This window comes from Bradyrhizobium sp. Ai1a-2 (genome assembly GCF_000426245.1).
GTDB lineage: Bacteria > Pseudomonadota > Alphaproteobacteria > Rhizobiales > Xanthobacteraceae > Bradyrhizobium.
This window is the reverse complement of sequence record NZ_AUEZ01000016.1, coordinates 60,855-75,554: the sequence shown is the minus strand read 5'-3', so window position 1 is coordinate 75,554 and position 14,700 is coordinate 60,855. Positions and strand designations below refer to the sequence as shown.

The 14,700-nt window shown below is 63.4% G+C and carries 12 protein-coding genes; 5 read left to right on the top strand and 7 right to left on the bottom strand.

What is annotated here, in order from left to right; translation table 11 throughout:
* Window positions 1-4 precede the first annotated feature (4 nt).
* The 6 genes from K288_RS0113600 to K288_RS0113575 form a co-directional block, all read right to left on the bottom strand.
* Complete coding sequence (locus K288_RS0113600; RefSeq protein WP_027580052.1) at window positions 5-1,813, bottom strand: methyl-accepting chemotaxis protein; 1,809 nt, start codon at window positions 1,811-1,813, stop codon at window positions 5-7.
* 84 nt (window positions 1,814-1,897) lie between these two features.
* Entirely contained in the window at window positions 1,898-3,595 is a 1,698-nt protein-coding gene (locus tag K288_RS0113595; RefSeq protein ID WP_027580051.1) for a methyl-accepting chemotaxis protein, read from the bottom strand.
* 34 nt (window positions 3,596-3,629) lie between these two features.
* Window positions 3,630-4,100 (bottom strand): chemotaxis protein CheW, encoded by a 471-nt coding sequence (locus K288_RS0113590; RefSeq protein WP_027580050.1) that lies wholly within the window; start codon window positions 4,098-4,100, stop codon window positions 3,630-3,632.
* Window positions 4,101-6,143, bottom strand: coding sequence for a chemotaxis protein CheA (locus K288_RS0113585; protein ID WP_027580049.1), 2,043 nt, complete (start codon window positions 6,141-6,143; stop codon window positions 4,101-4,103). It lies immediately after the preceding gene.
* Window positions 6,140-6,505: a response regulator gene (locus K288_RS0113580; RefSeq protein WP_027580048.1), complete on the bottom strand. Its 366-nt coding sequence runs from the start codon at window positions 6,503-6,505 to the stop codon at window positions 6,140-6,142. Before K288_RS0113580 ends, K288_RS0113585 begins: the two co-directional genes overlap by 4 nt.
* Window positions 6,505-6,822: an STAS domain-containing protein gene (locus tag K288_RS0113575; RefSeq protein ID WP_027580047.1), complete on the bottom strand. Its 318-nt coding sequence runs from the start codon at window positions 6,820-6,822 to the stop codon at window positions 6,505-6,507. Before K288_RS0113575 ends, K288_RS0113580 begins: the two co-directional genes overlap by 1 nt.
* Window positions 6,823-7,120: 298 nt before the next feature.
* Here K288_RS0113575 and K288_RS0113570 point away from each other — a divergent pair, with 298 nt between their 5' ends.
* The 3 genes from K288_RS0113570 to K288_RS50530 all read left to right on the top strand — a co-directional run bounded on the left by K288_RS0113570 (window position 7,121) and on the right by K288_RS50530 (window position 9,420).
* Window positions 7,121-8,212, top strand: a complete 1,092-nt coding sequence (locus K288_RS0113570; protein WP_027580046.1) for an HD domain-containing phosphohydrolase — start codon at window positions 7,121-7,123, stop codon at window positions 8,210-8,212.
* 186 nt (window positions 8,213-8,398) lie between these two features.
* Window positions 8,399-8,665 (top strand): hypothetical protein, encoded by a 267-nt coding sequence (locus K288_RS0113565; RefSeq protein ID WP_027580045.1) that lies wholly within the window; start codon window positions 8,399-8,401, stop codon window positions 8,663-8,665.
* 458 nt (window positions 8,666-9,123) lie between these two features.
* Window positions 9,124-9,420 (top strand): hypothetical protein, encoded by a 297-nt coding sequence (locus K288_RS50530; protein WP_152535507.1) that lies wholly within the window; start codon window positions 9,124-9,126, stop codon window positions 9,418-9,420.
* 5 nt (window positions 9,421-9,425) lie between these two features.
* Here the strand turns inward: K288_RS50530 and K288_RS0113555 are convergent, their stop codons facing one another.
* Window positions 9,426-10,253 carry a hypothetical protein gene (locus tag K288_RS0113555; RefSeq protein ID WP_027580043.1) on the bottom strand — a complete coding sequence of 276 codons (828 nt, stop codon included), beginning with the start codon at window positions 10,251-10,253 and terminating at the stop codon, window positions 9,426-9,428.
* Between the two features lie 52 nt (window positions 10,254-10,305).
* Here K288_RS0113555 and K288_RS0113550 point away from each other — a divergent pair, with 52 nt between their 5' ends.
* Window positions 10,306-11,490 (top strand): efflux RND transporter periplasmic adaptor subunit, encoded by a 1,185-nt coding sequence (locus tag K288_RS0113550; protein ID WP_027580042.1) that lies wholly within the window; start codon window positions 10,306-10,308, stop codon window positions 11,488-11,490.
* A complete protein-coding gene (locus tag K288_RS0113545) occupies window positions 11,487-14,600 on the top strand; it encodes an efflux RND transporter permease subunit (protein ID WP_027580041.1) in 3,114 nt (1,037 codons plus the stop codon). The genes K288_RS0113550 and K288_RS0113545 overlap by 4 nt, the downstream gene beginning before the upstream one ends.
* Window positions 14,601-14,700 lie beyond the last annotated feature (100 nt).

The window sequence follows — 14,700 nt, the reverse complement described above, 5'->3', positions numbered from 1 at the left end:
GTTGCTAGCGCTGAAAATCGGCGTCGCGAGCGTCCTCGCCATCTTCCATCGCGAAGGCGAAGCCACCGCCGCCGGCGGCCGCCTTGAGCGCACGCGCCGGCTTGGCCGCGGGTTTTTTGGCGTTGCGGTCGGCGGCGGCCATGCTCGCGGCTTTCGCGCGGAGCTGGCCGACGGCGTGCTCGATCGGCATCGCAGCCGCCGGCCTGTCCTTGGCCTGGTCGATACGGAAGTAGGCGATGGTCGATTGCAACTGTTCGGCCTGGGAGGCGAGTTCTTCCGACGTCGAGGAGACCTGCTCGGATGCGCTGGCGTTCTGCTGGCCGACCTTGTCGAGCTGCTGGATCGCCTGGTTGATCTGCGCCGAGCCGACATCCTGCTCGCGGCAGGCCGCCGTGATCTCTTCCACCAGCTCCGCCGTCTTCTTGATATCAGGCACCAGCTTGGCCAGCATGCTGCCCGCTTCCTGCGCCACCTTCACGGTTTCCCCGGAGAGCGTGCCGATCTCGGCGGCCGCCGCCTGGCTGCGCTCGGCGAGCTTGCGGACCTCCGAAGCGACCACCGCAAAGCCCTTGCCGTGCTCGCCGGCGCGCGCCGCCTCGACCGCGGCGTTCAGGGCCAAGAGGTCGGTCTGGCGCGCGATCTCCTGCACGATGGTGATCTTCTCGGCGATCGTCTGCATCGCCTCGACGGCCCGGCCGACCGCGGCGCCGCTGGCTTCGGCATCCTTGGCCGACTGCCCCGCGATCTTCTCGGTCTGGTTGGCGTTCTCGGCGTTCTGCTTCACATTAGCCGCCATTTCCTCCATCGAGGAGGAGGCCTCTTCAGCCGACGATGCCTGCTCGGTCGCGCCTTGCGAGAGCTGCTCGGCGCTGGCGGAAAGCTCCTGGCTGCCGGCCGAGACGTTCTGCGCCGCCGTCAGCGCTTCCGCGACGATGGTGCGGAGCTTCTCGACCATGCGCTCCAGCGCCATGCCGAGCGTATCCTTGTCCGACAGGCGCTTGGCCTCGACGATGAGATTGCCCTGCGCGATCTCGTTGGCGACGGCCGCCGTTCGGTTCAGGTTCACGGTCATCGCATTCAGCGACTTGACGAGATCGCCGATCTCGTCGTTGCTGACGACGTCGATCTTCTGGCTGAGATCACCGATCGCAACTGCATCAGCGAGATTGACGGCACGGCTGAGCCCGCGGCTGATGTTGAGCGCGATCCAGGTCGCTGCCGCCACCGCGATCAAGAAGGAGCTGATCACCAGGATGATCAACAACATCTCCGCGCGCGTCCCGTCCTGCCTTGCCTGCTCGGTCTGCTCGGCCATCGCTTGCTTGACAAGCGTGATGTAGGCGTTTGCGGCCTCCAGCGCGTCAGCGACCGCCTTGCGACCGTCATTCATCGAGCGATCAGTCGCGGCCAGCTTGTCGACCTTGGCGAGGCGAACCGTCTCGTCCTGATAGGCATTCAGCTTGACGTAGGCGGCCGAGAAGGCATCGATCAGCTTCTTGCCCCTGTCGGTCGCCCCGGCGTAGATCTCGTCCCTGGTCTTCAAGAGCTGTTCGCGAATCTTCGCCAGTTCCGCCACGAACTGATCATAGTTCTTTTCCGAAGCGATGATGGAGTTCTTCTCCGCCCGCACCTGAAGCAGGATGCCCTTTTCAAGTTCGGCAGCCTTTTCCATGCGCCCGGCCCGCGAAACGAGAGTCTCGGCCGTGTTGACCATGTCGCCGAGCTTCACGTAGCCCACCGCGCCCGCGACCATGGACAACAGGATGACAAGGCCAAAGGCGCCGGCCAGCTTTGCTTTGACGGTAAGTCTCATTTCAGCCCCCAAAAGAAATGCTCGAATGGTTGGTCGGACGGCAAGCGATCCGACCTGCTAACCCACCAACTAACGCTTCGCCCCTCAGCGCTGAAAGTCAGCGTCGCGGTCGTCCTCATCTCCGTCCAGCGCGAAAGCGAAGCCGCCGCCATTGGCGACCTTGAGCGGGCGACGGCCCTGCGGCCTGGTCTCGGCCGCCGGCGGCTTCCGGGCGCCGCGATCGGCGGCGGCCATTGTCGCGGCCGTCGCGCGCAGTTGGCTGACCGCTTTGTCGATCGGCGCGGCAGCGGCCTTGCGGCCATGGTCGATGCGGAAGAAGGCGATCGTCGACTGCAACTGCTCGGCCTGGGAGGCGAGCTCTTCCGAGGTCGAGGAGACCTGCTCGGATGCGCTGGCGTTCTGCTGTCCGACCTTGTCGAGCTGCTGGATCGCCTGGTTGATCTGCGCCGAGCCGACATCCTGCTCGCGGCAGGCCGCCGTGATCTCCTGCACCAGGTCCGCGGTTTTCTTGATATCGGGCACGAGCTTGGCGAGCATGCTGCCCGCCTCTTGCGCGACCTTCACGCTTTCGGTTGACAGCGTGCCGATCTCGGCGGCGGCCGCCTGGCTGCGTTCGGCGAGCTTGCGCACTTCGGAGGCGACCACCGCAAAGCCCTTGCCGTGCTCGCCGGCGCGCGCCGCTTCCACCGCCGCATTCAGGGCCAACAGGTCGGTCTGCCGCGCGATCTCCTGCACGATCGTGATCTTTTCCGCGATCGTCTGCATGGCTTCGACAGCCCGGCCGACAGCGCCGCCGCTGGCTTCGGCATCCCTGGCCGATTGCGTCGCGATCTTCTCGGTCCGGTTGGCGTTGTCGGCGTTCTGCTTCACATTGGCGGCCATCTCCTCCATCGAGGAGGAGGCTTCTTCAGCCGAAGACGCCTGCTCGGTCGCACCCTGCGAGAGCTGCTCGGCGCTGGCCGAAAGCTCCTGGCTTCCGGCCGAGACGTTCTGCGCCGCCGTCAGGGCTTCCGCGACGATCGTGCGGAGCTTCTCGACCATTACGTTCAGCGACTTGACGAGATCGCCGATCTCGTCGTTGCTGGCGACGGAAATGGTCTGGCTGAGATCGCCGTCGGCGACTGCGCCGGCCAGACCGACCGCCCGACCCAGGGCGCGGCCGATGCTGAACGAGATCCAGATCGCCGCGCCGAGCCCGACGACGAGTGACGCAATAACCAGGCCTGCCAGCATGACGGTCGCGCTGCGGCCTTCTTCCTTGGCCTGCTCAGCCTGCTCCGCCATGACCTTCTTCGCGTAGCCGATATAGGCGTCGGCCGCCTCCATGGACTCGGCAACGGCCTGGCGGACAACGGTCATCGATCGCTCGGCGGCCTTCGTCCTGTCGGTTCTTGCCAGCTTGAGCGTCTCGTCCTGTACCGAATTCATTTTGGCATAGGCGGTGGTGAAGTTCTCGATCAACCGCTTGCCTTGTTCGCTTGCGGCCGAATGAATCTCGTCCTTCAGCTTCAACGTGGAGCCACGAATCTTGTCGATGTCGGCCAAAAACCGGTCCATGTCGCCTTCGGGCACCAGGATCGCGTTCTTCTCGGCCCGGACCTGAAACAGGACGTCCTTCTCGAGTTCGGCTGCCTTTTCCATGCGGCCGGCGCGGGCGACGAGGCTATCCGTCGTCGCCACCATGTCGTTGAGTTTCATGTAGGCCACAGCGCCGCTCACCGCGGACAGCACGATGATCGCGCCGAAGGCACAGGCCAACTTCGCCTTGACAGTAAATCTCATTTTCAGCCCCTCAAGTCTCGCCCCCGAGACTTCCTCAATTCAGGATACGTTCCATGTTCGGTACGATGACGAACTCTTCACGCCACTTGGTGATGAAGCGGATGAACTCCGGCTTCCAATGCATGCCGACGCGCGGCGTCTGCTGCACGTCGGTCCGCGAGATCTCGGTGACCTCGTAGACCTTGTCGGCGGTGAGGCCGACCAGAACCGGCTCGTTGTCGATGCCGACCTCGATCACGACGATCCGGGTGTCGGCGGAATCTTCGGTCTGCGGCATCCCGAAACGGATGCGCAGGTCGGCCAGCGGAATGACGTTGCCGCGCACATTGATGACGCTGGGCACGAAGGACCGCGCGCCGGCCACTTTGGTTGCGGGAACGGGATCGATGATCTCCCGCACCAAACCGGCATCGAGCGCGAATTTCTCGTCGCCGAGCCCGATCATGACCACCTGCATCGAACCGTCCTGGACGGTTCCGGCGTCTTGCTGCCGATCTGTCGCCATCTAAGCCGCCTCGCTCATCTGCTGCTTCTCCGCGCGCGACTGCGCCAGCGCGACGAGTTGCGCCACGTCGAGAATAAGCGCCGCGGTGCCGTCACCGAGGATGGTCGCGCCGGAAAAGATCGTGACGTCGGAATGCAGCTTCGAAAGCGACTTGATGACGGTCTGATGATTGCCAATGATCTGGTCAGCAACCAGCCCGACGCGGGTCTCTCCGGTCGAGATGATGATCGTCTTCTGATGCTGTCCCGGCGTGCCCCGCACGTCGAGAATGTCGCGGAGCCGCAGGAACGGCACGAGATTGCCGCGCACGTTGAGGAAATTGCGCCCGCGCGAGCGCTCCTCCTCCGCCGTGAGCTCGACGCACTCCTCGACCGCCGGGAGCGGAATGATGTAGCGTCCCTCGCCGACCCGGATCAACAATCCCTCGATGATCGCGAGCGTTAGCGGCAGGCGCAGCGTGATGCACGTTCCCGCGCCGGCCTTGGTCGACAGATCGATCGAGCCGCGCATGTTCTCGATGGTGCGCTTGACCACGTCCATGCCGACGCCGCGGCCTGATAGCGCCGAGATGGTCTGGGCGGTCGAGAACCCCGGATGGAACAGGAACTGGTGGATCTCGTGATCGGACATCGCCGTACCCGGCGCGATCAGCCCCTGCTCTTCCGCCTTGGCGCGAATGCGTGCGGTGTTGAGACCGCCGCCATTGTCCCTGACGGTGACAAGGACCTGCGCGCCGGAATGGATTGCCTGCAGCTCGATCCGCCCCTGCTCGGTCTTGCCGGCCGACGCGCGAGTCTCGGAGTCCTCGATGCCGTGATCGATCGCGTTGCGGATCAGGTGCACGAGCGGATCGGCGAGACATTCGATCATGGTCTTGTCGAGCTCGGTATCCTCGCCCGAGGTGACGAATTCGACCGGCTTGCCGAGGTCGCGGGACAGATCGTGGACCAATCTTCGGAAGCGGCCGAACAGCGAGCCGATCGGAACCATCCGCGCGCCCATCGTGGTGTCGCGCAGACTAGCCGCCAGCCGCTCGATCTCCTCGGCGATCATCTTGATCGAGAGATCGGAGCCGGCCGCGGCCAACTGGCTGAGCCGCGCCTGGGCGATGACGAGCTCACCGACGCGGTCCATCAACTCGTCGAGCCGCTCGGCCTGCACGCGGACAGTGGCGATGCCGCGCTCTTCGGCGCGCTTCGGCTCCTCGCGCTTCCGCTCCGGCGGCAAGGCCGACTCCGCCGCAACGGGGACCGGGGCAGCGGCCGGCGCCGGAGCGGGAGGAGCCGCCGGCTCAGCTTCCACCACCGGCAAAGCGAGCGCCGGCGCCGCGCGCTCGATCTGCGCCAGCGGCACCAGCGTCAGCTTCATCTCGTCCTGCACGAACATGAAGACGTCGTCGATGGCGGCCTTGTCGCAGCCGCTATGCAGCGTGACGTCCCATTTCAGATAGCAGTCCTCAGGCTCCAGCTCGTCCAATAGCGGCACGCCATCCGTGACCGGCACGACGAAACAGGGACCGAGCTTGCAGAGGTCGTCGAGGAGGTCGAGCGGATTGGAGCCGTTGCGGAGAATGTGCGACTCGAATTCGAGGCGCAGTTGCCAGCCTGCCGGACGGCTCTCGCTTACCGGCGGGCCGTCGACGTCAGGCTCGACCAGCAGGTCCTGCCCCACAGGCGAAACGAAGCGCTTCAGATCATCCAGGATGGCGTCGCCGATGATCTGATCAGCGTCATCGGGCGCTTCGATCAGGGCACGGATATAGTCCTTCGCCGCCAGCGCGACAGCGATCAGCTCGTGCGTAGGCTTGATCTCGCCTTTGCGGACCAGTTCGAAGGCGGTCTCAAATTCGTGGGTGAACGCGGCCACCCTGTCGAAGCCAAACATCGCGCCTGAGCCCTTGATGGTATGCAGGGCGCGAAACGCCGAATCGACCAGTTCGCGGTCATCGGGACGCAGGCCGAGATCCAGCAAAGCCCCTTCGAGAGTCTCGAACAGTTCGCTCGCCTCCTGACGGAATATCTCCGTCGGGTCCATGCTGCTCATGACCGCACCAGCTTGTTGACCACCGCGAGCAACTGCTCAGGCTTGAAAGGCTTGGTGATCCATCCGGTGGCGCCGGCGCTCTTGGCTTCCTGCTTCACCGCGTCGTTGGACTCGGTGGTGAGGAAGACGATGGGCAGACCGACCTGCGACGGCAGCTTGCGCAGGGCCCGTATCAGTTCGAGGCCGTTCATGACCGGCATGTTGAGGTCGGTGATCACGAGATCGAGCTTGCCCGCCTGTGCCTTCGCCAGGCCCTGCGCCCCGTCCCCGGCCTCGATCACGTTATGACCGGCCGGCTCGAGCACGACCTTGATCATCTGGCGGATGCTGGGGGAATCATCGACCGTCAGGACTGTAGCCATCACGCACCATCCTTCTTGTGAAAATGCTGGTCGATCATCGCCTCGCTGGAGAAACCCGCGCGGCGAAGGGTGTTGCGGAGGCTTTGCGAGAACGCAGTCAGGACGACCGGACGGCCCTGCGCCTTGCCGGTCTCTGCGGTGGAAAGCAAAAGCTGGATCGACGTGACGTCGGCCTTGTCGACAGCGGAGCAGTCGATCTCGAGCCGATCATTCCGCTTGAAGGCCTCGCGGATCGTTTCATAGACCTGGCGGATCGACGCGATGCTGCAGTCCGGTGGCAACTGCAGCCACCGTTTGGGCTCCGTCACTTCAGCCATTCGCCGTCCCCCGCATTCCCAGTGATTCGCTTTAGTCGGAATGCGAATCTCTTTCGGCTGAAGTATCGGCAGAGATGGTGATTAAGATGTTAATCAACCGCGATCTCGAATCCATGCAAGATGACCGTACGATTACGGTGCGCAGGATTCGATGGGTAGCCCGGTACGATTCACGCCTGCATTCACGCGCATCGAACTTGCCGTGCAATCGGCGATTGTCAGGCTTAGGTCGACGTTAAGAGCCCACACAGTAGCTCTTGGTCGCTGTACAACCAACCGCTGCGTACCCGGACACCCGATGCTCACACAAGCGCTTCTCGTTGACGACAGTCGCTCTGTCCTCGACTTCCTCACGCGGCTCCTGGAAGCCGACGGAGCCGTGCAGGTCAGCGCGTACACGGACCCGCTGCAGGCGGTGACGTCGGCCATGCAACGCCAGTATGACATCGTGCTCGTGGACTATGAGATGCCGAGAATGGACGGCGTCACCTTCATCCGCGAGCTCCGTGCGCTCGAGAACTTCGCCGATATTCCGATCGTGATGATCACCTCGGTACAGACCGACGAAGTGCGGATCAAGGCGCTCGAGGCCGGCGCGACCGATTTCCTGCCGAAGCATCCGCAAACGCTCGAGACCAGGGTTCGGCTGAGAAATCTTGTCCGGCTCGGCATTGCCGTTCGGCAACTGAATGACCGTGCCGACGATCTCGTCCGGGAAGTCGCCGGCGCCACGCAGAAGCTGCAGGAGCGCGAGGAGGAAATCATTCTGCGTCTGGCGCTCGCCGTCGAATATCGCGACAACGACACCGGCGAGCACACGCTTCGGGTCGCAAAATACAGTCGCCTCATTGCCGAACAGCTCGGCCTGCCACCCCGGCTGTGCCGCGACATCTATCTTGCGGCACCGCTGCACGACGTCGGCAAGGTCGCGATACCGGACAGCATCCTGCTCAAGCCGGGCCGGCTGAACGCGGAGGAGATCGCGATCATCCGCACCCACGCCGTGATCGGCGGACGCATCCTTGCCGACAGCCATTGCGAACTGATCCAGCTTGGGGCCGAGATCGCTGCCGCTCATCACGAGCGCTGGGACGGCGGCGGCTATCCCAACGGGCTCAAGGGAGCCGACATTCCGGTCGCGGCCCGCGTCGTCGCAGTCGCCGACGTCTTCGATGCGCTGACAATGAAGCGTCCCTACAAGGATCCGATGCCGCTTGCGGACGCGCGTCGTTACCTTGAGGACAACAAGGCGCACCAGTTCGACCCTGCCTGCGTCGACGCCTTCCTTTCACGCTGGAGCGAAGTTGTGACGATCGCCACCGCGCAGCATGCAATGGCGCCGTGGCAGGCCGAAATGCGCACGCTTTCGACGGCGGTTCGTTGCGGCTGAAATCAAGCTGCTTGCCGCTGTAACATCATCGCGAGCGAGCGCCTGCGGCCCACAACCTCCTCACGAACACGCTCACGCGCCATTGAGAGAACGTGAGGTGATTCCCTCTTTAAACGGCCCGTCGCGATCCGCACTTCCGAAGGGGAGCCACGCTCCATTGGCTCCGCTTCCTGATGGAGAACACCTATGTCTGCAATGAAGTTCTTGTCGATCGCGCTGGTCGCTGCGGCGACGCTTGCGACTCCCGCGATGGCTCGCGAACACACGCGGCACGTCGCGCGTGCCAATGCCGCTGCCTTTGCGGCGCCGGAACAAGTGTATGTCGGCGGACCGGGCTGCATCCCTGCCCCGCGCGTCGGCGCGTTTGCGTCGCAGCCCTGGACCAACGGTAACGTTCCCTGTGAACCTGGCACCGGTTACGGCTACTACGGTTACGGCTACGGTTACTATTGATCCGGTCGCTTCGGACCACCGCCGAACGTTGGGCCGTCACTGGCCGGAAAATCGAGTGTACTGTCGGTCAACCTGACAGTCGAGACTGAAGAGGCCGGACCGCTTATGCGGTCCCGGCCGCTTTCCTTACTCATAATTCATAGTTTCGAAGATCGAAGCGCGCGAAGGTCGCGCGTATTCCCACGTGCGTCTCATCGCTTTCTTGTTTGAGCAAGATCCTTATCTTTCCGGAAGCGGCTTTTCACGTTTCCGGATCATGCCCCGGCGCCGCCTCATCGGTCCGCTCAGCGCGCTGACTGCGCACAAAATCTCACGAAATATCCCGCGGCATTCCTAAAGACGAATTTAGTGGATGCGCTGTCGAACGCGCCTACGTTGAACCCGTCGGAGAACTCGGCCGGCTCGCTGAGCTGGCACCTTCGACACGGGGCGCTTCATTCACGAGAGGAAGTGTCATGATGAGACGATTGACAGTGATCCTGGCGACGACCCTGCTTGCCTTGAGCTTATTTACCGCCGCAGCGGAAGCGCGCGGCGGCGGCGGACATATCGGAGGATTTGGCGGCGGAGCACATTTTGGCGGGCTCGGTGCCGGCGCCCATGCCGGGGGAATTGGCAGCGGCATAACAGGACATGTCGGCGTCGATGGCCGTCGCGGCGCGCTTGGCCATCGACTCGAGGAAGGCGAAAGTCTCGGCTGTTCTGAATCGAACCTGCTGCATCCAGGCCAGCCGCTGTCTCCGGGTTGCGGCTAGGCAGGCTAATCCCGCGAACTGTCCATGCTACGGAGACTGCAGATGAGATTCCCGCTGGCCGCTGCGGCCCTTCTTCCTGTGTTATTCGCAGCTAATGCCGCCGTCGCGCAAGTGACTGCTATGGCAACCCCAACTCCAACGCTTGATGCAACCTCTCCGCTCGGCAGCGCGGGTTCGCCGATTTCGCCAACCGGAATTCCGTTGGGCGCGACCGAGCTCTCGTCGCCGGGTGTCAGTCCGCTCGCCGCTCCCGCGACGGGCACGATTGCCATTCCAAGCAGCGGCACGGTCTGCTCGACCGTTGGAACGGCGCCTTCCCAAATGTTCGGATCGACCGCCACCTTCGACGGCGCCGGAATGGCGGTCGGATCGAACGCGCCTGCGACCGCAGCAATGGCAGGCGATACGGCCGCGACGCCGGGCATGTCGCCCGCGATATCAGCGACATCGGGTGTGTCGACGACGTCGGGCACGCTGGAGAGCTCGGGCATGGCGACAGCATCCGGCATCATCGACACGTCGGGAACGTCTGGAATGTGCGGTTCGGGCTCGTCGAGCGTCACTGCATCATCGACGCCGTCATCGACCTCGCCCATGACGGTAGGCGGCGTCAATCGAACCGGCATTCCGCTCGACTCGTCCGAGATCAGCAATCTCGGCGTCAGCTCGGCAGCGCCGGTGCCGACACCCGGCGTATCGCCCCTGCCAGGCGTCGTCGGACCGATCGCAGCCCTGCCGACCGTTCCGACGATTCTCACCCCCGTTCCTACCGCCTCCACCTCCACGATGGCGGGCAGCAGCGCCTGCTCAACCCTCGTGACAGGCAGCGTCACGTCAAGTGCAGCTATTCCGGGTTGCTAACAAACCTCTCAGCGAAACCAGACCATGAAAAAGAAGATCGTTGTTGGTGCCGTCATGCTGACCGCCGCAGTGGCGGTCGGCGGCCTGCTCTATGCCATGCATGACTTCCCGTTCGAGAGGGCCGTGGCCGCGCCGATCCGGCCATCCCCGGTGCCAATCGTCGCCGGAACGGTCACCCAGCATGACGTGCCGATCTATCTGACCGGCGTCGGCACCGTGATCGCCTACAACACCGACGTCGTGCGCGCCCAGATCCAGGGCCAGATCTTCACTATCAACTTCACCGAAGGCCAGCATGTACGTGCCGGTGAGCTGCTGGCGCAGATCGATCCGCGTCCCTATCAGGCGCTGATCGATCAGTACACCGGCGCACTGGAGCGCGATCAGGCGCAGCTCGGCAACGCCAATGCCAACCTCGTCCGTTACACCCAGTTAGGCAGCAAAGGCTGGGCGACGCCTCAACTGATCGAAACCCAGAAAGCGCAGGTCGGGCAGTTGCAGGGCGCGATCACAACCGACAAGGCGCTCATCGAGGCCGCGAAGGTGCAGCTCAGCTTTACGCGACTGACTTCACCGATCGACGGCGTGGTGGGGATTCGCCAGATCGACGTCGGCAACATCATCAGCCCGTCGAGCACGAACGGTCTGTGCGTCGTGACCCAGCTCGATCCGATTTCTCTGATCTTCACGCTTCCGGAGACGGTTCTGCCGCAAATCCAGAAGCAGCAGCAGATCACCAAGGCGCCGCTCACTGTGCTCGCCTACAACCAGGACGACACGATCCAGCTCGGTCAGGGCCAGCTCGGCCTCGTCAACAACGAGATCCTTCAGACCACGGGCTCGATCCAGCTCAAGGCGAATTTTTCCAACAAGGAGAACAAGCTGTGGCCGGGTGAACTCGTCAACGCGCGGCTGCTGCTCGACATGCGGCACAACGGCCTCACCGTGCCCGCGGCGGTGATCCAGCAAGGCCCGAACGGAGCCTATGCGTGGGTCGTCAATCCCGACAACACGGTCGCCATCCGCCAGGTCAAGGTGGCGCAGATCAGCGACGGACAGGCGCTGATCGATTCCGGGCTCTCGGCAAATGAGCGGGTGGTCGTCGACGGCCAATACAAGCTACAGCCGGGGACACATGTCATCGCTCTCCATGGCAAGGCGGCCGAGGAAGCCGCCGCGCAGGACGCAATGCAAACGCCAATTCCATGAATATTTCCGCACCCTTCATCCGACGGCCGATCGCGACTGCCCTGCTGATGGTGGGGTTGTTCGTGGCTGGCCTGGTCGCCTATCCGCTGATGCCGGTGGCGGCGCTGCCGAACGTCAACTATCCGACGCTGACGGTGACCGCACAATTGCCCGGTGCCGATCCGCAGACCATGGCGTCCTCAGTGGCTTCGCCGCTCGAATTGCAGTTCGGCGAGATTCCGGGCCTCACCCAGATGACGTCGGCGAGTGCGCTGGGCTACACCCAGATCACGCTGCAGTTCGATCTCAGCCGCCAGATCGACGGTGCCGTGAGCGATACGCTGTCGGCCATCAACGCCGCTTCACCCTATCTGCCGGCGGGTCTGCCGTATCCGCCGACGATCCGCAAGGTCAACCCGGCCGACACGCCGATCCTCGTGCTTGGCCTCACCTCGGACAGCCTGCCGCTGACCACGGTGGACGCCTATTCCGAGAACATCCTGCTACAGAAGATTTCGCAGATCTCCGGCGTCGGCCTCGTCGGCGTCGGGGGCCAGCAGAAGGCCTCCGTCCGCATACAGGTCGATCCGGAGGCATTGGCCGCCCGCGGCATCAATCTCGAGGATCTGCGGACCGTGCTGGGCCAGGCCAATGTCGATCTGGCAAAAGGCACGCTCAACAGCCCGCGCCAGACCTACACGCTCAACACCAATGATCAATTGTTCAAGCCCGACCAATATGCCGATCTCGTCGTCGCCTATCGCAATGGCTCGCCGGTCCGCATCCGCGACATCGGTCGCGCGATCAGCGCGCCGGAGAACGATCTGATCGCCGGCTGGTACAACAATCAGCGGGCGATCCTGCTGGCGATCCAGCGCCAGCCGGGCGCCAATGTCGTCGAAACGGTCGCGCGCATCAAGGCGATGATGCCGGTGCTGCAGGCCTCGATTCCCGCCGGCATCAAGATCAACGTCATTTCCGACCGCACCGACACCATCCGCGCATCGATCGCCGACGTGCAGTTCACGCTGCTGCTGACGATCGCGCTCGTCGTCGCGGTGATCTTCATCTTCCTGCGCAGCTTCTGGGCGACCATCATTCCAGCCGTCACCGTGCCGCTGTCCCTGGTCGGCACGTTCGCGGTCCTGTACGAGATGGGCTACAGCCTCGACAATCTGTCGCTGATGGCCCTCTCGATCGCGGTCGGCTTCGTGGTGGACGACGCCGTGGTCGAGATCGAGAATATCACGCGGCACATCGAGGAAGGGCTCTCGCCCTATGACGCGGCGATGAAGGGATCCGGCGAGATCGGCTTCACCGTCATGGCGATCACGTTCTCGCTCATCGCCGTGTTCATTCCCCTGTTCCTGATGAGCGGCTATGTCGGGCTGTTGTTCCGCGAGTTCGCGATGACGGTGAGCGTGGCGCTCGTTCTCTCGCTGGTGATCTCGCGCACGCTCACGCCGATGATGTGCGCCTACCTGCTCAAACCCGAAAGAGAATCGCATGGCCGGCTCTACCGGTTGTCCGAACGCGGATTCGATGCGCTGCTCAATCTCTATGAGGCCGGTCTCAAGATCGTGCTGCGTCACCGCTTCGTCACGCTGATGGTGATGCTCGGCACCATCGCGCTCACCGGCTATCTCTACGTCATCATTCCCAAAGGCTTCTTTCCGGAGCAGGACACCGGGCTGATCCTCGGTCAGTCGGAAGCGTCGCAGGATATCTCCTTCCAGGCGATGGCCCAGCGTCAGCAAGCTTTGCTCGACGTCATCATGCGCGATCCGGCTGTCGCCTCTTTCGGGGCCGCGGTAGGCGCCGGCGGCGGCACCTACACCGTCAACGACGGTCGCGTTTACATCCAGCTCAAGCCCGCCGACCAGCGTGATCCGATCGACAAGGTGATCGCGCGGCTGCGGACCAACCTCGCCAAGGTCCAGGGCATTGCGCTTTACATGCAGCCTGCCCAGGACATCACGATCGGAGCCCGACTGAACAAGACTCAATTCCAGTACACAATGAACGATGCCGATCCCGGTGAGCTGACCCGCTGGGCGTCGCTGTTCCTCGACAAGATCAGGACAATCCCCTCGGTTACCGATGTCACCACCGACCAGCTCAATGCCGGGCCGCTGCTCGACATCACCATCAAGCGCGAAGTCGCCTCGAGCTACGGCATCCTGCCCTTCACCATCGACAACACGCTCGACGATGCGTTCGGTCAGCGCATCGTCTCGACGATCTACACGACGCTGCAGCAATACCATGTCGTCATGGAGGTCAATCCGAAGTTCCAGTACTCGCCCGATGCGCTTAACGGCATCTATGTGAAATCTTCGAGCGGGCAGCAGGTGCCGTTGTCGACGCTGGTCGATTCGGTCGTGAAGGTCTCGCCGCTCGTCGTCAATCACCAGGGGCAGTTCCCGTCGGTGACGATCTCGTTCAACCTGGCGCCGGGCGCCGCCATCGGCCAGGCCGTGAGCGCCATCGACGCGGTAAAGAAAGAGCTGAATCCGCCGCTCTCGCTGCAGACCAGCTTCCAGGGCAACGCCCAGGCCTTCGGCGCCTCGCTGTCGAGCACGCCGATCCTGATCCTCGCCTCGCTGTTCGTGATCTACCTGATCCTCGGCATCCTCTATGAAAGCACGATCCATCCGATCACCATCATCTCGACCCTGCCATCGGCCGGCGTCGGCGCGCTGCTGTTGCTGATGGCGGCCCATTTCGATCTGACCGTGATCGCGATCGTCGGCCTCATCCTGCTGATCGGCATCGTCAAGAAGAACGGCATCATGCTGGTCGACTTCGCGATCCATGCAGAACAGAACGAAGGGCTCAGCACGGAAGAAGCGATCTACCAGGCCTGCATCAAGCGGTTCAGGCCGATCCTGATGACCACGATGGCGGCAATGCTCGGCGCCGTGCCGATGATGGTGGGCACCGGCGCAGGCTCGGAGATCAGGCAGCCGCTCGGCTATGCCATTGTCGGCGGCCTCGCGGTGTCGCAGATCCTCACGCTGTACACCACGCCGGTGGTCTATCTCTATCTCGACCGGCTACAGATCTGGCTGTTCGGCGAGAAGGAGACAGCAACCTCCTCCGCCCATCCCCAGGCAACGCCCGCGGAATGAAGAGACGCGGCCACCGCTGCGCAGGTCTGCCGGGAGGCGATCAAACAAAAGGCGGCGGACTACGGATGGTCCGCCGCCAATTCGTACCCATCAGATGCAG